This window comes from Vibrio sp. J383 (assembly GCF_023503985.1).
Lineage (GTDB): Bacteria > Pseudomonadota > Gammaproteobacteria > Enterobacterales > Vibrionaceae > Vibrio > Vibrio splendidus.
Genome location: NZ_CP097294.1, coordinates 611,567 through 630,948 on the forward strand (window position 1 = coordinate 611,567; position 19,382 = coordinate 630,948).

The 19,382-nt window shown below is 44.4% G+C and carries 15 protein-coding genes; 10 read left to right on the forward strand and 5 right to left on the reverse strand.

Annotated features, from left to right (window positions below; genetic code table 11):
- Window positions 1–76 precede the first annotated feature (76 nt).
- From M4S28_RS19290 to M4S28_RS19325, 8 genes are all read left to right on the forward strand, one after another.
- Entirely contained in the window at window positions 77–466 is a 390-nt protein-coding gene (locus M4S28_RS19290; protein WP_017078507.1) for a VOC family protein, read from the forward strand.
- Between the two features lie 51 nt (window positions 467–517).
- Window positions 518–1,042, forward strand: coding sequence for a hypothetical protein (locus M4S28_RS19295; protein ID WP_249633549.1), 525 nt, complete (start codon window positions 518–520; stop codon window positions 1,040–1,042).
- Window positions 1,043–2,176: 1,134 nt separating this feature from the next.
- Entirely contained in the window at window positions 2,177–3,304 is a 1,128-nt protein-coding gene (locus M4S28_RS19300) for a hypothetical protein (RefSeq protein WP_249633550.1), read from the forward strand.
- A 63-nt stretch (window positions 3,305–3,367) separates the two neighbouring features.
- Window positions 3,368–7,060, forward strand: coding sequence for an RHS repeat domain-containing protein (locus M4S28_RS19305; protein ID WP_249633551.1), 3,693 nt, complete (start codon window positions 3,368–3,370; stop codon window positions 7,058–7,060).
- Window positions 7,050–8,180 (forward strand): RHS repeat-associated core domain-containing protein, encoded by a 1,131-nt coding sequence (locus M4S28_RS19310; RefSeq protein ID WP_249633552.1) that lies wholly within the window; start codon window positions 7,050–7,052, stop codon window positions 8,178–8,180. Before M4S28_RS19305 ends, M4S28_RS19310 begins: the two co-directional genes overlap by 11 nt.
- Before the next feature lie 269 nt (window positions 8,181–8,449).
- Window positions 8,450–9,889: a 6-phospho-beta-glucosidase gene (locus M4S28_RS19315; protein WP_136982443.1), complete on the forward strand. Its 1,440-nt coding sequence runs from the start codon at window positions 8,450–8,452 to the stop codon at window positions 9,887–9,889.
- Window positions 9,890–9,988: 99 nt separating this feature from the next.
- Window positions 9,989–10,987 (forward strand): LacI family DNA-binding transcriptional regulator, encoded by a 999-nt coding sequence (locus tag M4S28_RS19320; protein WP_249633553.1) that lies wholly within the window; start codon window positions 9,989–9,991, stop codon window positions 10,985–10,987.
- 183 nt (window positions 10,988–11,170) lie between these two features.
- Window positions 11,171–11,731 (forward strand): sugar O-acetyltransferase, encoded by a 561-nt coding sequence (locus M4S28_RS19325; RefSeq protein WP_249633554.1) that lies wholly within the window; start codon window positions 11,171–11,173, stop codon window positions 11,729–11,731.
- 128 nt (window positions 11,732–11,859) lie between these two features.
- On the opposite strand, the gene M4S28_RS19330 is transcribed toward M4S28_RS19325, so the two are convergent.
- Window positions 11,860–12,357, reverse strand: coding sequence for a hypothetical protein (locus M4S28_RS19330; protein WP_249633555.1), 498 nt, complete (start codon window positions 12,355–12,357; stop codon window positions 11,860–11,862).
- Window positions 12,358–12,496: 139 nt separating this feature from the next.
- Window positions 12,497–13,030: a dihydrofolate reductase family protein gene (locus M4S28_RS19335; protein ID WP_198596578.1), complete on the reverse strand. Its 534-nt coding sequence runs from the start codon at window positions 13,028–13,030 to the stop codon at window positions 12,497–12,499.
- 93 nt (window positions 13,031–13,123) lie between these two features.
- On the opposite strand from M4S28_RS19335, the gene M4S28_RS19340 reads away from it, so the two are divergent.
- Together M4S28_RS19340 and M4S28_RS19345 are read left to right on the forward strand one after the other, a co-directional pair.
- Window positions 13,124–13,687 (forward strand): TetR/AcrR family transcriptional regulator, encoded by a 564-nt coding sequence (locus tag M4S28_RS19340; RefSeq protein WP_249633556.1) that lies wholly within the window; start codon window positions 13,124–13,126, stop codon window positions 13,685–13,687.
- A 161-nt stretch (window positions 13,688–13,848) separates the two neighbouring features.
- Window positions 13,849–15,381: a phospholipase D family protein gene (locus tag M4S28_RS19345; protein ID WP_249633557.1), complete on the forward strand. Its 1,533-nt coding sequence runs from the start codon at window positions 13,849–13,851 to the stop codon at window positions 15,379–15,381.
- Between the two features lie 120 nt (window positions 15,382–15,501).
- On the opposite strand, the gene nfsA is transcribed toward M4S28_RS19345, so the two are convergent.
- The 3 genes from nfsA to M4S28_RS19360 all read right to left on the reverse strand — a co-directional run bounded on the left by nfsA (window position 15,502) and on the right by M4S28_RS19360 (window position 19,176).
- Window positions 15,502–16,224 (reverse strand): oxygen-insensitive NADPH nitroreductase, encoded by a 723-nt coding sequence (nfsA, locus tag M4S28_RS19350; RefSeq protein ID WP_249633558.1) that lies wholly within the window; start codon window positions 16,222–16,224, stop codon window positions 15,502–15,504.
- Window positions 16,225–16,474: 250 nt separating this feature from the next.
- Window positions 16,475–17,587 carry an OmpP1/FadL family transporter gene (locus M4S28_RS19355; RefSeq protein ID WP_249633559.1) on the reverse strand — a complete coding sequence of 371 codons (1,113 nt, stop codon included), beginning with the start codon at window positions 17,585–17,587 and terminating at the stop codon, window positions 16,475–16,477.
- Window positions 17,588–17,775: 188 nt separating this feature from the next.
- Window positions 17,776–19,176 (reverse strand): DUF1254 domain-containing protein, encoded by a 1,401-nt coding sequence (locus tag M4S28_RS19360; RefSeq protein ID WP_249633560.1) that lies wholly within the window; start codon window positions 19,174–19,176, stop codon window positions 17,776–17,778.
- Window positions 19,177–19,382 lie beyond the last annotated feature (206 nt).

Genomic DNA, 19,382 nt, shown 5'->3' on the forward strand with positions numbered 1-19,382 from the left:
TGATAAATTTTGTTCTGTTTATTGTTCCTTATTTGATGAGTAATCTAACGTTAGACATCAAACTTAGGTGAACGAAATGAAAATTGAACACATTGCAATTTGGACCAAACAACTCGACGTGTTGAAGCAGTTTTATGAAAACTATTTCGGCGCGACATCCAACGTAAAATATCACAACCCAACCAAAGGGTTTTCTTCATACTTCCTCTCTTTCGAAACAGGGAGCCGTTTAGAGATCATGGAAATGGACTCGGTTCCTGAATCGAAAGATGACATCTATGATCAATTTACGGGCTTCATTCATATGGCGATTTCATTAGGCTCGGAACAAGCGGTTGATGAGCTTACAAGTCGCTTGGTCGAAGACGGCTATGAGCGCTTAGATGGCCCAAGAAGAACAGGCGATGGCTATTATGAGAGCTGTGTACTCGATCCGGATGGTAATCGCTTAGAACTTACCGTTTAATGGAGTGAGCTTGAATAGCTTTTAATTCACTAACGGAACTGAGGTATTACAATGATGAAGCGTGCTTTGACTTTCCTTTTTAGTCTTGGGCTGATGGGATGTGCTACCTCAGAACCAGTATATGAACCAGAGGCTGACTCGAAGCCTGAACCATCCCAACCCGTTGGATACCTTGGCTTCAAAGCCCATCTAGAGTGGGCCATTCAATTTAACGATTGCACGGTCTACGATTTAACAGGCGCACAACCCTACCAGTGGTTTGATCGCATTTCAGCCGCAGTGAGCTGTTACACGTTTAAGCCAAACGATGCCATTGAGCCTTTATCAGTCTATGCTGACGCAAACTTCGACAGCAATAAGCTAACGCCGATTAATCGCTTTCAACAGCTGCAGGTATCAGAGTCAGGCTGGGGCAGTTTTCCTATCGTCTATGAGACAAACGGCACCAATTGGCTGAAAGTCAAAGAGGGTTGGATTCACCTCACACTAGCCGACCAGACGCTGGTTCAGTTCTACCCAGGAACTCAAGACCAATCTGGCAAATCACAACACGACCAGTATTTTGAGCTGCATTGATGTTGGGGTGCCATTCGTCCCTATCGAATTGGTCGGGGCAAATGGAACCGTGAATTATTGACCTTTCTTGAGCTTGATTACAAAAGGCATAATGGCACTGAAAACAATCACCGCGGCGCCAATCAGCGCTATGGTGTTTGGCAACTCGGCATACAACAGTAACCAAGAATCATTGAGTAGATCATCTGTGAGTACTCTATATTTGAAACTATGCTCGCTTCTCCCCACTTGATAAGCTAGCACTACGACCTTCTATTCCACATTCGCCATTTTCCTTACGCAGATAGCGGCAATCGTTGCGCCTAACGTGGCCACTAAGCCGAGTTCCAACGTAGAACATAGAACAGAGATTCGCTTTGTAGAGTGTTAAGTCTAAAGTCTACCCTGGTAGAGGGGCAAACAGGTTTTCAAAATATTGAGAGAGATCATTAATAAGAACTCATTAACTTTTCATTAATTATATTAATATAAATTAGATAAAAGCATATAAATTATCATCTTGTCGGTTAATAATTGAACACAGTGGTAATTTTATGGTGGTTTTTATATTTTGACGTAATTAACGAATGCGATAGATATCTTAGGATATCAGCTGAATAATGAATATTACCATTTTATTGGTAAGGGTAATTATCTCGAATAGTTCTTCTTAATATAAAAACAATGTAAAAGCGCTGATAGTATTAACAGTAAGGTGGTGTAACGATGCGAGTCACAACAAATAAATAGGCTGATTTTTATAAAAAGTAATTCCCTCTCGATTCTGATTGTGGATATTGCATGAATGAATTTGAAATAATGTTACACATGTAATTTTAAGTTATTGTTTTTTATGGGTATAGTTTTTCATTGGATTTTGTTAATTGGCTAGGGCTAAGAAGAATTTGAAATTTTACATTGATGAATTGATTAATTAAATTAGCGCTGTCTGTTTAATCAATTAAATGGCGTGTAAGCAATGGTTATCAGAATGGATAATGGCACTTGTAATCGTTGATAGTGTAAATTTTAAAATAGGGCAAAGACCCTAGGGTGAATTTAACTATCAAAAAAATTGTTATATCCAGAGATATCATTGTCTTTTCTTTAATTTCTTACCTAATAATATGTAGGGTTAATACTATGAAGTTGTCGATGAATAAATCATTGTTACTAGCAATGTCAGCGTGTTTTTTTTCTAGTGCAAGTTTTGCAGGAATTAATAGTGATTATCATGTGGTGGCCGATGACTTAACGGCTGATCATAATGAAAGCAACGGTGTACCCATGCCTTTTTATGGCAATGGAAGAATGCAGTCCAAACTTAGTGTGTCGGTTTCCTTCGCTGATAGCTACGGCAGACCAGTGACAGTACCTAAGAGTGACTTAGAAGGTGCGATATCTTTTTACCTTAAGAATAGTGAACAAGAGTTAGGCAAAAATAAAGACTGTACCTACGGAAGAGATTGCTGGGGGTATACATTGAACCCAAATGACTATTCTCACCAAATGGGGAACAGTTATGGATACTCTAAGGGTCTACCAACCTCTCGGGTTGCAGCATCTGATACCAAATTAACCGCTTGGGTTTATAGCAACGAGGTAGCTCAGTATCGTGAAGTTTGTATGAAAGTTAAATTCAATACTGGTAGCCAATATGACAATAACTACTACGACAGCTGCGCTTATCCAAATGAATCAAGTGCCTTCTATCAAAGCGTACAGCCTAAGTCCTATAGTGCCGCCGACTTTTCAGAGATTGGAGAAGGTGACAAGGTATGGGAAGAGAGTAACGCTGATGGGTTCTATTTCGAAAAAGCTGAGATGTATAACTTCTATGTGACGCCCAAAGATACTTCAGTGAAACTGGTCGAGGTTGCTATGGATAACTTCGACGAGTCGGACAGCGATAAGGTGTTCCTAAACGATGAGTGGTTGGGCTGCTATTCTGATTGTACTAATGGCTTTCGTTCAGTGAAAGGTTATGTGTTCGCTCCAAGTTCAGAGCGTAATGTATCTGATGAATATGTTTGGAATAGCGCCGCTGGCGAAGGTCGCACGGCGGTATGGCGAGTTAACCAACAACTAAGATCAGTGACTCTGAGCCAATTGCTTTATTCAAATAGCGGTACATCGAACAATGATTCTCAAAAAGAGTACCGATTTACTGTATTTGACCAATACGGAAATAAGGGACCACTAAAGCTTATTTATCCTCAAAGTGAATTTACCGGTGGCGGCCAGAAATGGGATTACACCCATTGGAATCTGGTTAGCCAGTAACATTCGGATAAAACAGAGTTAGCTCAGCCATTTGGGCTAACTCATTAACTTTAGGGGAAATTTATGTCTAATTGGACTTCAAACGCTTTTAACTTTGATAGCTTTTGTTCGGGCGGCGTAGACCAAAGAACCAGAAGCTATTCATATCAAATCTTACTTGGCTCTCTTATTGGTAACTGGCTTAAGGGACCAAACCTCGATATATCCATTCAATTCTCACCTTACTCGACAGACAACCTTGGTTTCGGTAAAGGCTGGAAATTGAATCTTCCAAGATACGACATCGAGAACCAACAGCTCTATCTTGCAAATGGGCAATCCTACCGTGCTGAATTAAACGCCAATATAGAGATGAGTATTCGTTACAAGAAACTGCTCGATTTTTCGGTATCGTCTAGCGCGAATGGTTATGAAATCACCTATAAAAATGGCCGTACTGATCTTTTAGATAAAGATGGCGATATCATTAAGATCACTCAAAGTAATGGTCATGCTCTCTACTTTTCTTGGCTCAACGTGGGACAAAATAAGCGCTTAGATAAAGTTTGGGATGACAGAACAACCAAACAGACCGCACTTTTATGGGTTGAGTATATCTCGGTAGGGCGCGTTAATATTTTTACTAATATTGGCAGTACCCATGAAGCTTACTTCAGTCTTACTCTTAGCAATAACAAGCTCGTCAAATGCAATTTACCAGAACAAGCAGGTAGCTATAGTTTCGGTTATGAAAGCATTGGTTCATATACGTTAATCAATGAGGTAAACCATCCTTGTGGCTTGACCGAGCGTTTGAGATATAAGGCTGATGGTATTCGAGTCAACTCAATGACTTACTTACCAGCCGTTACTGCACTCGATGTTCTTACCCTTAATTCGCCAGTTATTACCACAACCTACGACAGTGTTGGTACAGATAGCCGCAATTTCATGGGTTACGGTGTACGTGGCGGTGAATTAAGTGAAGGGCTTGATAACTTACTTGAGCGTGGTTTCGAATATACTTATCGCGTACAAAAAATCGAAAATGGCTCTATTGTCACCGCTCAAACATACAATCAATTTCACCTACTCGTTGAAGAAGCCCGGCAGGTAAGCGGAGACCTTGTTCATTTGAAAAGGCTGGAATACCCAGCGATTGATAACCAGCAGTTTTCGGATCAACCTGCTCAGTATTCTTTGATCAGTAAAGAGGAACAAATCTGGTTTTCTGGATCGGATAGCCAAGCTCAAAGTCGATTATGGGATTACGACGAATATGGCAACATGCTTAAGTTCGTTGATGAGAATGACATCGCAGAACGTTACGAATACTACGCTAAAAATGGTGAGGCAGGTTGTCCCGCATCGCCAACGGGTATGGTGAATTTCGTCAAATCTCGTACGCTCAACAATGGTTCAGAACAGAGAGTGATCTCTTATCAATATGCTTCTCTTGAGGGGCTGAATGGCCATCGTGATGTGGTTCTGAGTTTGGAAGAAGACGTCCAACGCTATAGAAGTCATTACGCTTATCAAACTGATACTGGTGAGACTTACTCTTTCGGCCGATTGGCTTCAGTCCAAAATGACATTCTTCATCCTAACGGCACGTATTCTGCTGTTTCTCACTATCGCTATGAGTTGGATAGCGATGTCCTTGAAGAACACGAAGAGCTGACCTGTCACGACAATACGAAAACCAATCTTGCGGTTGGGCACTACCTTGATATTGGAGAACTCGCGCGTCATGTCGATTCAGACGGAGTTAGCTGTGCATTTACTTATGATTCGCTTCGTAGAACTACTCAAGAACGGATTGAAGGAAGTGCAGCCCGTTCGTATCAATACATTGTTGATACTGGTATGAGTCGACAAACCTTGTTGCTAACGGATTGCAAAGGCAACTTGTGTGAACAAAGCTGGGACGGTCAAGGACGTGAATTAGAGGCTAAAGTTGGTAGCTCGGTCGTATGGACCAAAATGTACGATGCGTTGGGCAGACTCCAAAGCAAGAGTACCTACGATGTGCTGCCTGATCGCCATTCTAGATCTGCGCCTGTGGTTTTAACAGAAAGCTATGAATACGATGAGTGGGATCAGGTTAAAGCGACTCTGTTAGCGAATGGAAAACGTCGTGTCGAGTTCAATAATCTTGCCTCACGTAAGAAAACCCAAGGTATTGAAGGTTTGACCATGACGGTCAGTTCTCTGAATAGCTGGGGGCTAGAAGAGAAAAAAGAGCAAGGCATCAACAGTTGGAATTATGAGTACGACTCATGGGGAAGATTGATTAAAGAAACGAATCCTCTCGCTCGATCCAAGCATTACCATTACGACCGTTTTGATCGTGTGATTCGCATGACTCAAGCGAACGGTGTCGATCAAGATATCACTTACGCTGAACATACCGACCAGTCACAAGTTGTAGATCTGAAAATTGGTGGGGTGACTTTAGGGCAACGCGATATTGATGGATTGGGACGGCCGCGATCCCTGCGCAGAGGAGCGAGTCCCCAAGCTTCATTGGCGTGGACTTATGCGGATAGCAGCAATATCCCAGAAACTGAAACCAGCATGGCAGCCCCAACAAGGCTATTTGCTCGCGATAGCCAATTGGGAGTGCTAAGTGCTAAGTCGTCTGATGGGCAAGCTTCTAGTTACAGTCATGACCCAATATCCGGCTTACCGACAGGGAGTCAGGACAGTGAAGGCAATCAAAGTACCATTACCTACTCGACGAAAGGCTTACCTGAAGCCGAGGTGAATGATGGTCAGTCTCGTTATTACAGCTACTCCGATGGTGGGGTTATCGCTGCAATTGATAGTGACACGGACACTCGCCAATATGGCTACGACGAACTCGGACGATTAGTGAAGTTGAGTTCAAATTCAACAACGGTTTACTACGAATATGATGAGTTTGATCGAGTGATATTAGAAACACTGATATCGGGTAGTCAAACCCAAGTCACTGAACTCGAATGGGATGAATATAGTCGCGAAGTCAACCGAGCTATAGCCTTGAACGATAATTATATCTTTGAGCAATCACAAGAATATAACGCGTTAGGGCTGCTTAATTCTCGTAAAAAGGAGTGTGTAACTTTAGGTAATCTGACGGAAATCTATACCTATGATGACCTTTCTCAGTTGACTAAAGTCGAGTTCTTCGGCGCGGGCCCACTGAGCGATTGGTCTCAGCCTATGACGTCTATTGATTGGAGCTATGATGAGCTAGGTAACATGCTGACGCAACGCACAGCTACTACTGAATCTGAGGATTTCGCTCGTTACTTTTATGAGTCGGATGACCCTTGCCAGTTGACTCGTATTACTCATTCCCACCCACAACTCGACGGTCAGGTAACAGTGAAATACGACTTGAATGGCAACATGATTGAAGATGCGGATGGTCGAATTCTTGAATATGACAATTTCGACCGATTACAGCGTGTGTTAGCTGATAATGCCGAATGGCTCTATCAATATGACAGCAACGACCGACTGTCTACACAACAGTCCGCTTCTGAATCTCGTCACTTTAACTATCTATGGGGTGACCTCGCTTCGATCGAGGAAAATGGCAAACTCACTCAGTATATCTATCACGAAGGAGTGCCTAAATGGTCAGAGATGGACTCGGAAACCACGTTATTGGCCACGGATCAAAATGGTTCGGTAATCGCATCAAATACGTCGGGTAAAACAGGGGCTATGTACCGTTACTCTCCATATGGGCAACGTGATCAAGCGGGGAATGCAAATGAACAATAAAGACTCGGTATTTATTACCCCACTTAATCGACGTGAGTTCCTGATTAAAATTGGTCAAACCGCAGCGGTGGCTGGTGGCATCTCACTGCTTCCGACTTCGGTTCGTTTGGCTATGGCGCAGTCGATGACCATCTCTCATTCGGAGATTGGCTTTAATGGCGAGTGGTTGGATCCTATCCTGCAAGGCTACCATTTAGGCCAAGGCTATCGCGTTTACCAGCCGAAGTTGATGCGCTTTAATGCACCGGACAGTTTGGCCCCTTTCAATGAGGGGGTTCACAATGCTTATGTGTATTGCCATAACGATCCGATTAACTTCACCGACCCAAGCGGACACCTGAATATCAGTAAGATCTTGTTTGGTGCTTTTGGTGTGATCGCGGGTATTGTGGGTATTGCATTGGCGGCACCAACCGGTGGTTCTAGCTTAGTATTGGCGGCGGGTATTATCGGTGGTATTGCTGGGATGACCAGTGGTGCGCTACAAATTGCTTCGGGGGTTATCGATGATGGTGACATCTCTCATAAGCTTGATATTGCGACCATTCCATTCGATATTATTGGTGTGGTGAGTGGTGGATATTCAGCCTACAAGTCGGTTCAGAACTTACGTTGGGTAAGAGCGGGTGGGGCATTGGAAGATGTCACTCAGCCCGGTCTTGGTTCTCGTTTGATGAACAAGATTAGACCTTCTGGTGAGTACAATCTTGCGTGGGCCTCTAAAACGAACCCAGCTATGCGCATAGGCAGCTCTAAGGGACAGGTCATTGCGACCAGAATGACACAAGGAGGTAAGACGATGACGTACACGCCTCCTCCAATCCATGGTGGATTTACCAAGATTCTTCTTGGACAAGTCAAAGTGGGCGCCCGAGGTTATACCATCTATCAAGGCATAATGACGGCGCGCTCGATTGGTGGCTTAGGTTGGTCATCAGTTAAAACGATACCAGGGCGATTAGATGAAGAAAAGTCTTCAGCGGATACCATGGTTACGGAAGGTCGGAGTGCCAACCCTGCAGCCAAGAAGACGCAAATGTACGCACTCGAAGAGACACGACAACGAATAAAATATGGCAATGAGGTTCAGCAAATGATCCGTCAGTTGCCATTGTCGTAGTCTGATTTATTCTTTTTTCTAACAACACAAAGCCAGCTCAATCCTCATTGAACTGGCTTTTTTTGCATTCTGTGTAGGCGTTCTCGACCGTTATCCATCAACCATGAGTACTTTCCTTAGATCTAACTTCGTGATCAAAAAAAGATCAAAAAAGGCATTGTTGAAACCGGTTTCAATGTGTATCTTCATTCTATGTTGAAAACGGTTTCAGAGTTGCGAGTTTTAAGTTTGTGACCCTAAACCAATCACTTTTCTTAGCGAGTAACGATATGAACAACGAATTTCCGAACGATTTTTTATGGGGCGGTGCAGTTGCAGCACATCAGTTAGAAGGCGGCTGGGATGCGAATGGTAAAGGTGTCAGTGTTGTTGATGTATTAACAGCGGGCGCTCATGGTGTACAACGTCGAATCACCGATGGTGTGATTGATGGTGAAAACTATCCCAACCAAGTCGCAGTGGATTTCTACCATCGCTACAAAGAAGACATTAAGTTATTCGCTGAGATGGGTTTTAAGTGTTTCCGTACCAGTATCGCTTGGACGCGTATTTTCCCAAATGGCGATGAAGCTGAGCCATGTGAAGCGGGTTTAGCATTTTACGATGATCTGTTTGATGAGCTGTTGAAATACGACATTCAACCTGTGGTCACACTGAGCCACTTTGAAATGCCTTACCATCTAGCTAACGAATATGGCGGCTGGATGAACCGCAAAGTGATCGACTTCTTCGTTAAGTATTCAACTACAGTGATGGAACGCTACCAGCACAAAGTGAAATACTGGATGACGTTTAACGAGATCAACAACCAGATGAACACCTCGGCAGATATTTTCGGTTGGTTATGCTCAGGCGTGAAGTTTCCACAATGCGAAAAGCCGCAAGAGGCGATGTATCAAGCGGTTCACCACCAGTTTGTTGCAAGTGCTTTGGTGGTTAAGAAAGGTCACGAGATCAATCCAGATCTTCAGATCGGCGCAATGTGTGCGATGGTGCCTTTCTACCCTCGTTCTTCAAAGCCAGAAGACATCATGGTGGCACAGCAAGCGATGCGTGATCGTTACTTCTTCTCAGATGTGATGGTGCGTGGTCACTACCCAAATTACGCCAAGCGTGACTGGGCTATCAAAGGCTTCAACATTGAGATGCAGCCTGAAGATGAGCAAATCTTGAAAGAAGGTAAAGCGGATTACCTTGGCTTTAGCTACTACATGTCGAATACCTTGGATTCTTCTTCGCATCAGTCGACCGATGAAGCGATGGACGGCGGTCATGAAAACTCGGTCGATAACCCGTTCATCCAGTCTAGTGATTGGGGCTGGCCAATTGATCCAACGGGTTTACGTTTCTGTTTAGCGTCTCTGTATGAACGTTATGAAGTGCCATTGTTCATCGTTGAAAACGGTTTTGGCGCAGTTGATACCATTGAAGAAGATGGCAGCATTAATGACGACTATCGCATTGCTTACCTTGGCGACCACATCAAAGAGATGAAAAAAGCCGTTGCGATTGATGGTGTTGATTTGATGGGTTACACCCCTTGGGGCTGTATCGACTTAGTGTCTTTCACCACCGGTGAGATGAAAAAACGTTACGGATTCATTTACGTAGATAAGCACAACGATCAATCTGGCTCACTAGAGCGCAAGCGCAAGAAGTCGTTCGAGTGGTATAAAGGCGTGATTGCATCTAACGGTGCCACTATTTAGAATGCATTTCCCAGCGCAGTTATGTGAACTGTGAGCTGTCATTTTGCAATGAATTAGTCGGCCTATGTCGGCTAATTTTTTATAAAGGAAGAGAAGCCAATGGTAACCATGCTTGATGTCGCGAACCGCGCAGGCGTATCTAAATCGACCGTTTCTCGTGTCTTAAATGGCAAGAACATCGTGCGCCCAGATGTGGTGAAAAAGGTATTTGATGCGATTCAAGAAACAGGTTATCGACCGAACTTGTTGGCTCAGCAATTGGCGACCAAGAAGACCAATTTCATCGGCTTTGTAATCACCAATGAGTTGTTCAATGGCCCTTACTTTTCTTCCTTGATGTATCACGCGGCTTCTTATAGCGAAAAGTCGAATCACCAACTGGTGATCACCGATGGCAAACACAGCGCTGAAGACGAAATAAAGGCGATCAACTTCCTGATGGATATGAAGTGCGCGGGCATCATCATCTACCCACAGTGCTTAACCGAAAGTGAGATTGCAAAGATCATCGAAAGCACTGACACACCGATTCTGGTACTCAATCGGGAAATGCCGTCGAAGCCTAATCATGCCATTACCACCGACCATTATCAGAGCGCTTGTTTGATGGTTGAACACATCATCGAGCAAGGCCATACAGGCATTGCAGTGATTCGAGGTAAAGCCGGTTCTTCGACAGATGAGCTGCGTTACCAAGCCTATCAAAATGTGCTAACTAAACATGGTATTGCATTGGATGAGGCCAAAGTTGTTCAAGGTGATTGGACGATGGAGAGCGGTTATCACGCGGCTCAGGCTCTGGCAAAAAGCAAAGCCACATTCACTGCTATCTTGTCGGAAAACGATGATATGGCGATTGGTGCGATTAAGGCGTTAACTGAACTTGGGTACTCATTGCCTCAAGATGTTTCTATTGTCGGCTTTGATAACAGCAAAGTGGGCGCGTTTTTAACGCCAAGCTTAACGTCTGTCAGTGTGCCATTAGAGCAAATGACGCAAAAGGCGATCTTGCAAATTGTCGGTGAAACAGAGCAAGCGACCACCATCAAAACCACCGGCAGTTTGGTGTTACGTGATTCGATAGCGAAGCTAAATTAGCACTGTTCGAATTTCATATTTCACCTACAAAAAGTGACGAGCTGCGCATCTCTTAAACCAAGCTTAAACACTCCTTATTCACTGTTATTTAGATGTGCGATATTGCTTCTTTGGTAGTTGAATTGACCACCATTAGGTAAGTAATGTGAAACCAGATAAGTAATGTTAAAACAGGTAAGTAACGTGAAAACAGAAAAACAAAAAATGCTAGCAGGCGAACCTTATCAGGCTTGGGATAAAGAGCTTTATGCCGCTCGTATCGAATGTCGTAAGGTGCTCCAGAAACTCAATAACAGTATTCCTGACACACCTGAATGGGAAGCAGCAACGCAAGAGCTTATTCCGGGCTGTGAAAATGCACATTTAGAGCCGCCGTTTCGTTGTGACTACGGCTCGAACATCAAGTTGGGCAAGAACTTCTACGCTAACTTTAACTGCGTGATTTTGGATGTGGCTGAAGTGACCATTGGCGACAATGTGCTGCTTGGTCCAAACGTTCAAATCCTGACCGCAGGTCATCCACTTGATGTGAAAGGCCGTGTAGAAGAAGGCGTTGAGTTTGGCACTCCGATCAACGTCGGCAACAATGTTTGGCTTGGCGGTGGTGTAATCATTTGCCCCGGTGTCACCATTGGCGAAAACAGCGTGATTGGCGCAGGCAGTGTGGTAACTAAAGACATCCCAGCCAATGTGGTTGCAGTCGGTAATCCATGTAAAGTGCTGAAAGCGATCGATAACGACTAGCCTCGAAACCCAATTAGACTAGAGCCCGAACTATTGGGGGGCATTTCAGCTTCGGGTTTTATTTTAACTATTCTTGCTAGTAAACGATTAAACCGAGTAAACGGGAGGTCGCGGGATACAGCAGAATGCTAAAAACCGCCCGCCCACGCATCAAAATCGTCAATGTTGTCGAGTTCTTCTTTGGTTCTAGGGGAGGGATAATAGGGCAGAGCTAATCTTTGAACAGAAGGTTGCAGTTCCCAATCGGGCGTAATTTTGAGTCGGGTTAACTCATCGTTGAGGCGCACAAACATATAGTAGCCGTCGGCATGGGTATTCGCGTAACTCGCAATGGTTGCCATTTCTCCGCTAGGTAGCTTTACATCACGACCTAATGGATAGAGTTGGTGTAAGGCAAAACTTACCTTTGGGTCTTCAAGCTTTCCTTGTTTAAAACGTTCCAAGCCAATAGCCGTTGATGTAGTACGAGGTTTCCAACCAGTGAGGAACAAGCCACTCAAGCTATCTTGGAATGGTTTACCTTTTCGATTCCCTTCATTGCTAATGAATTGAACCGTCAGTTTGTCTCCTGACTCTTCCAGAATTTCTAAAAACTGTTCACCAGTGCGATCGACTAAAAGCTTCATAAGATCCAGATACCATTAAGAATGAGATACGATAAATGGTACTACTTTAGGGGAGGTTTTGGTAGGGACTATAAGGGTTATGCAGCGTGAACACTGTTTTCAGTGTTGATCGTTACATTCCCCTTATATGAACAGCAGTCTAGCGCTTGCGCAGATAATGCGTTTGTATAATTTCATCAAGGTAAGTTGTGACGCCTTTCAGCGTAAAGTCGAGAGGAGAAAGCAAGTCACCAAATAGTGGAGAACCACCGCCAAGAACGATAGGAATCGTCGAGATGATCAGCTCATCAATCAGGTCTTCTTTCATGAAGTTTTGGATGGTGACACCACCATCAATGTAAAGGTTGTTCATGCCTTTGTTGTTCAAATCCGCAACAATCTGTTTAAGCTCGCCCTTCATCAAAAACACTTTACCTTCCAGTTCTTCAGGTACTTCATTCAAAGTGTTGCTCAGTACATAGACTGGCTTGCTGTAGGGCCAATCAATGCCAAAGCTCAACACCATGTCCATTGTATTACGTCCCATGATCAACGCATCAACACGATCGGTGAGGGCGTTGTAACCCATGTCATCACTGTCTGGATTTGGGACCGCTTGCAGCCAATCTAAGCCGCCTTGTTTGTCTGCAATGTAACCGTCAAGGCTAGTTGCGATAAATACAATATTTGACATTTTTAACTCCGATATTGATGAGAAACTTGGCATTTACACGGTAATAAATTAAAATATTCTACAGTGTAGAAATAAAGTTTAAGAGGTGACGGTATGACTGTCAAGGATCAGAAACGAGGTCGGCCAAAGAGTGGGTCAAGCCAACTCAGCGCCGAGAGAATACTCACTATTGCCAAAAGCATGATGCGAGAGAGTGGCAAAGTGCCAAGCATTCGAGGGTTGGCGACGGAACTCGGGGTCGATGCGATGGCCATATACCATTACTTCAAAAACAAAAATGATTTGCTTGAGGCAATCACAGTTTCTTTGATTGAAGAAGTGGCACAGCCAGAGCTGAATCAAGACTGGCGAGATAACCTTTATCGACTCAGTGTGAGTTACTTGTCGATGCTCAACGAATATAGAGGCTTGTTAGAGACCTTATTGACCATGAAATCCCTCGGGCCAATGGAAGTATTTAGTGAACGCTTTGAAGCGGTGTTGAGCCCGTTAGCGTTAACCGAAGAGCAAACCAAAAATGCGTTGGATTTGCTGGTGGATTATTTACACGGCTACGCTTTGGCGTTGAACTGCAACCCAGACCGAACTGAGCTCACCATTGAAATGGTCGAAAAGCCGCTGAGTTTATACTGTTTGGCGCTCACTCAAGTTAAGTGATCTGTAGGCCAATTTACCGACCTTTAAATTTATACTGGATAATTACCTATAAATTTCAGGCTTTAGCAGTAATAATCAATGAATAGATCGGAATAGCTTGTTCATTGAAAAGCTGTACGGAAAGTTTCTAAAGACGCCATCGTGAAAAGGAAGTCAGATACATGCCTGTGCTCCAACGCATCAGTTTAACCTTAGTTTTAGTCGCTATTCTCGGCGGCTGTTCTTCATTACCCGAAGGCATCGACCACCCAGCTGAACCGTACACCTCTTATGGACCAAGCACTTTGTCGGTTTTAGCGGATGAATATCAACTTCAAGCATCAGAGCAGGCTACTACAGCCGTTCGTTTACAAGAATCTGGTTGGGATGCATTGGCTCAGCGATTGGCGTTGGTTGAAAGCGCAGAACACACCATCGACATCCAATACTACATTTGGAACTCTGACGAATCGGGCAGGTACTTAGCCAGTCGTTTGTTGGCGGCTGCAGAGCGTGGTGTGAAAGTACGAGTGATGCTGGACGACATTAACCTCAACGAACGTGAAGGCTTGTTGTCGGCGCTAGATGCACACCCGAACGTCGAGATTCGTATTTTCAACCCAACGCCAACGCGACGTGGTTTCAGTAAGTGGCTGAGCTTTGTTGGTGACTTTTCTCGCTTAAACCGCCGTATGCACAACAAGTCGTTTACCGTAGATGGCACCTTGTCTGTGGTGGGTGGACGTAATATTGGTGATGAATACTTCGACCTTTCTGACGAGATAAACTTCCGAGATCGCGATGTGTTAGTGATGGGCTCAGTCGTTAACACCATCCAAACAAGTTTTATCGAGTACTGGAATAGCCGTTGGTCTTACCCTGTCGATATGTTGGGTGATGACGAACAACCTGATCTCTCAAAGATAGATAATATTGTTGTTCCGCATTATCAAAATTATCCTGAATTACCATTAGATCGTAAGGCTGCGGATAGCTTGCTGAAAGAGGTGATTGGTGAGATGACTTGGGTAAATGCGCGTTTTGTTTACGATCCACCAGTGCCTATCGATTCAGACAATACCGATCAACCGAAAGCGACCGCGGTTCTTCTTGGGAAACTAGCGAGCGAATCGAAACAAGAGATCTTGCTTGAATCGGCTTATCTAGTGTTTGATGATGGTCAACTTGATGAGTGGCAATCTCTGAGTAACAACAATGTTGAGATAAAGGCGCTGACCAATTCAATGGCCTCTAATGATCTTGTGAGCAACCACTCTGCTTACGCTGGAAGACGCTCCGATATGCTAGAGCATGGTATTGATCTGTTTGAGCTGAAACCAGAATCTAAGCTATGTGAAGAATCGACTCAAGACGCGGCTAAATGCGCCCCAACGACCGCTTATGGTCTGCATGCTAAATCAGTCGTATTTGACCGCAGCATTGCGAGTATCGGCTCATTTAACTTCAACTTACGTTCAACGTATCTTAATACTGAGTCGGTTCTAATCATCGAGAATAAACTTATCGCTGAAACATTAGCAGAAACCATTGAGCAAGCGATGAGTGAAGAAAACAGCTGGCGATTAGAACTGGAAGACGGTGATGTGTATTGGTATTCCGGTGAGCAAAGTTGGGACAGCGAACCTGAAACAGGTAAGTGGGAACGAATGCAGTCAGGCTTCCTGCAGTTGTTACCGATAGAGAAGTACTTGTAAGAGAATTAACACCGTAGAAATGAAAAATGTCAGCGTATATTGCGCTGACATTTTTGTTTGTGATGGCGAAAATTGAGCTCGCTCATCTGAGTCTTTTCTGTATTAAGCTCTGCTCTAGACTTATCGCTTGGTCAGCTGTTTGCTGTTTAAGTAAGGCAGAATGTGTGGGCGAGATTCGCCAGACAGTTTTTGCGTGATCTGTTGTGACCAACTGCTCTGCTTTTGGTTGCTTGAACGGTTTGCGTAGTAGCTTTGCATCGAATCATCGTAGCTGGCAATTTCATCTAGGCTCAGCGGTTGGTATTGGTTTTCGTGCATTACTACGTGAGCAGGAAGGCGAGGTTTAACCTCTGGTTGTTGTGCCGGGTGACCTAAGCACATTCCGAACAATACGGCGGTGTGTTGTGGCAGTTCTAGCAGTTCATCCACTCGTTGTGCGCTGTTACGTAACCCGCCAATGTATACGCCACCTAAACCTAGAGACTCAGCAGCCAACATGCAGTTTTGCGCCATGATGCCAGAATCTACCGCGCCAATCAGGGTCAGTTCAGTAAAGTCGGTTTTCACTTCAGGGTTGATTTGAGCGTGGCGTTGATAGTCGATACAGAACACTAAAAACTCAGCCGCATTCTCAACGTAAGCTTGGTTACCTGCGTATTCAGCTAACAGTTTGCGCTTCTCTTTGTCTGTCACTCTCACGATAGAAACAGCCTGCAGTAAGCTCGATGATGAAGCCGCGAGACCAGCCTGAATAATCACATCAAGTTGTGCTTTTTCAATCGGTTGATTTGTATATTGACGAATGGAGCGGTGCCCCAGAATAGTTTCAATCGTGCTGTTCATAACTCTCAGACAGTCCTTGTGGTGATGACGTAGAGAGTCACAATAACGACAATTGCCATAAGCGTAAAGGATGTTTGAGCCTTTCTGGTTAGCAGCATAATATTCATGGAATGACAAAGATTGTTGTCTCAGCCAATCCTTTTTTCGTTCCACTTTTTGCTAGAAGCTAGAAGCTAGAAGCTAGAAGCTAGAAGCTAGAAGCTAGAAGCTAGAAGCTAGAAGCTAGAAATGGAACGATCAAGAGTTCGCTTTAATGGCGAAGAGATAACGTGATGAAGTGGACTCTGTTGGTCGAATAGCGGCCAGAAGGCTGAAATAATCCGGAGTCAGCACTAATTTCACCATGGCCTAAGTCCTGGTATTGGTAGCTCAGCCCAAGATACAAGTCATTGGATATCTTTTTCTCAGCACCGAATCCGATACGCCACTGTTTATCGAGCGGGAGTAACACATCCCTGTTTTGACTGCTTACAGGGCTAGTATCACCGCTCAGTCCACTGTACAGCAACCAATCCTCATATGCGTATTCCACACCAACCCCGAGAGAATAGGTGGTTGAGTATTTGTCATCATAATCTTGCCATGTCTCCATGTTGGAGCTGAGCAGAAGATTTAAGTCGTCATTTAATGAGTGCTTCAACCCTAAGTTTAAGCTTCGAACCCACGTCAATTCAGAGCTAATTCCAAAAGCGTTGGCGGTATCAAGGGAAAGGTCGTGATCAAATTGGCCCTGATAACTGACACCCAATTGTGTGTTGTCACTGATGTGGTGATTGAGACTCAGGCCGAACCCTAGGTCGAGGCTATCCCCTTGTAGCTCGCGACCATTCAATGCTTGAGTTTCAAGCGCTGCGTGCTGCAGTATCAAAGAACCACCAAGAGACAGTTGTTCATTGACTTGATATGACAGTGATGACGTTAAGTTGAGTGCTGAAATGCTATTTTCTTTGATCAATAAAGCCGGGTTTGCTCCAACGCCATGTGAATATTCAACACCAGTGCCCCCGGCAGCGTGCAATGCTGCGCCCACGACCCATTGGTCATTAACCCTTGAGGCGTAAGACAAATGAGGGAGAACATCTGCGCTGCTTCCCGTGGTCGAAGCCGAGTTATCATCACGGACAAAAGTGGTTTCAACACTGAGGTATTGAACACCAAGAATCCAAGCGCTTTCTTCAATGGCCGATAACCCCGCAGCATTGGTGATCACGGCTGATGCGTCGCTCGCTGTTACGTTTCCTGTTCCTGCTGTGCCAACGCTTTTGGTCGTCGCAATCTGAGATAGGTTTAATCCTCCCGCATGTGCGAGAGAGCTAACTATCCCTGTGACCAACAGAGACAGTGTGATGAAATGTACTTTCAAGAGTAAAACCTCATTTTCAGTGTATGAGTCATATTTCCAGTAATTTGAGTCGTGCTCCTAGCGATATGAGTGGTGTTTTTGGAGATTGAAGTCATTGCCACGACCGAACACTAAGAACACTGTGGCAATTGACTTGATCGACTTAATTGCCTTAGTTGGATTAATCGACGTAATTAACCTAATTGAGGCTAGAGCTTTTCAACTTGTGGCAGTGGATACTCATTGTCGAGAACGGCTTGAGTCGGCTCATACAGACGCATGTGAAGATAGAAGTCATCTTGAGGTGCAGGTAGCCAGTTACACGTCGGATCGGACGGTTTTACGTATTGAATGCATATTGGCAAGGTGCCGTCTTCTGCGTATTTCAGCTCATCCTTACGATTGGTTGAGATGGAGTAGCGTTGAATGAAGTTCTCAACCATGAACAGGTTGTCAGCATCGTACATGGTCAACGACCAAAAGGCCTCAGCGGGTGCATCGGCAGGCATGGTCATTCGATATTGATTGTCTCCCGACAGCTGCTCGCCATCCGAGTCCGTGTATCGGTTTGGATAAAGAGCTCGTTCTGGCACATTCAAACCAGCCGCTCGCATATTGATGCTCGCTCGGCTCAGGTAATCATTCCCGTAGCGGCCTCCCTCGTACATCATCGACCAACCATTATTGACATCACCGATGCTTCGACCTGCGTATTGAATGATCTGTTGTGAAGAGTCAATCGCGCGCATTAACCCTTTTTTCTGTGCTGAAGATAGCGCTTCAGGGTTAAAGGGGGTCGATCCTCCAATACCAATTTGTTGGAATTGATCAACGATGGCGGCATCTTCTGGAATCGGATTTTTACGTAACTCACGGTCAATTAGCGAATACCACTCTAACCCTTCAGGCCTCGCCATAGGTGGGATGCGACCTGTCGATTTCTCCAATTCAACTAAGCTATGCTCTGCACCAAGTTGATCGAGTGGGTAGCTGAGGAATTTATCGTGAACAACCAACGCGTCATTGAGATCTTGCTCGCCAAACACGCCCGTTCGTTGAATTAACCAAATCATAGGAGTGCGAGACTCTACGACGCGATCAATTCCCTCTGGCACTTCACCTGCCCAGCCTTTATTGACCAAAAGCACTTTTGAACCGTGGTCTCCGACATTCTTCACGTGCAGATCTTCAATCGAATCTGAGTACGCATCCAATAACTGAACAATGTAGTAACGGTTATCAGTGCGAGGGATATCAATCACCATCGGGCCTGACAAATCCAGATCGTAGTGAGCTTGTGAGTAGAGCGTATCGTTGTTGATCGTAGGCACAATTCTATCCTGAGGGCCGGACAGAACGCGTGTTTTACCCATCTCATTCAATGGTGCCATGGCGTTGTCCATCGGCGCGTCTACCGATGTGGTTGTTTGCCTAACCGCCGCCACGGTTAATGGCCCTGTACCATAGATAAATGCTTGAACACCTAGATTGTAAGCGAGCTCTTCTTCAGGATTAATAGATTGTTGGGCAAGGGATGGCATCGCAGTAATACTGGATAAAGAACACACTAAACTGGTCAGTACACTTTTCTTATAGAGCAGCTTTCTCATGGAACACCTTAGATCGTAGGAACAGAGTTAGGCATTTATCATATGAGTAAGTGAGATTAAGGAGTGTAATAGCCGATATTAAAGATGTTAATACTCCTTGATTTCACTCCAACTTGTTGTTTTAAAAAGTTTTTATTTGAGTTGGAGAGGTGTATCTACGACGTGCAAAAATAAGGGGGGATGGGGTGCTATTGTTTGATTGATTT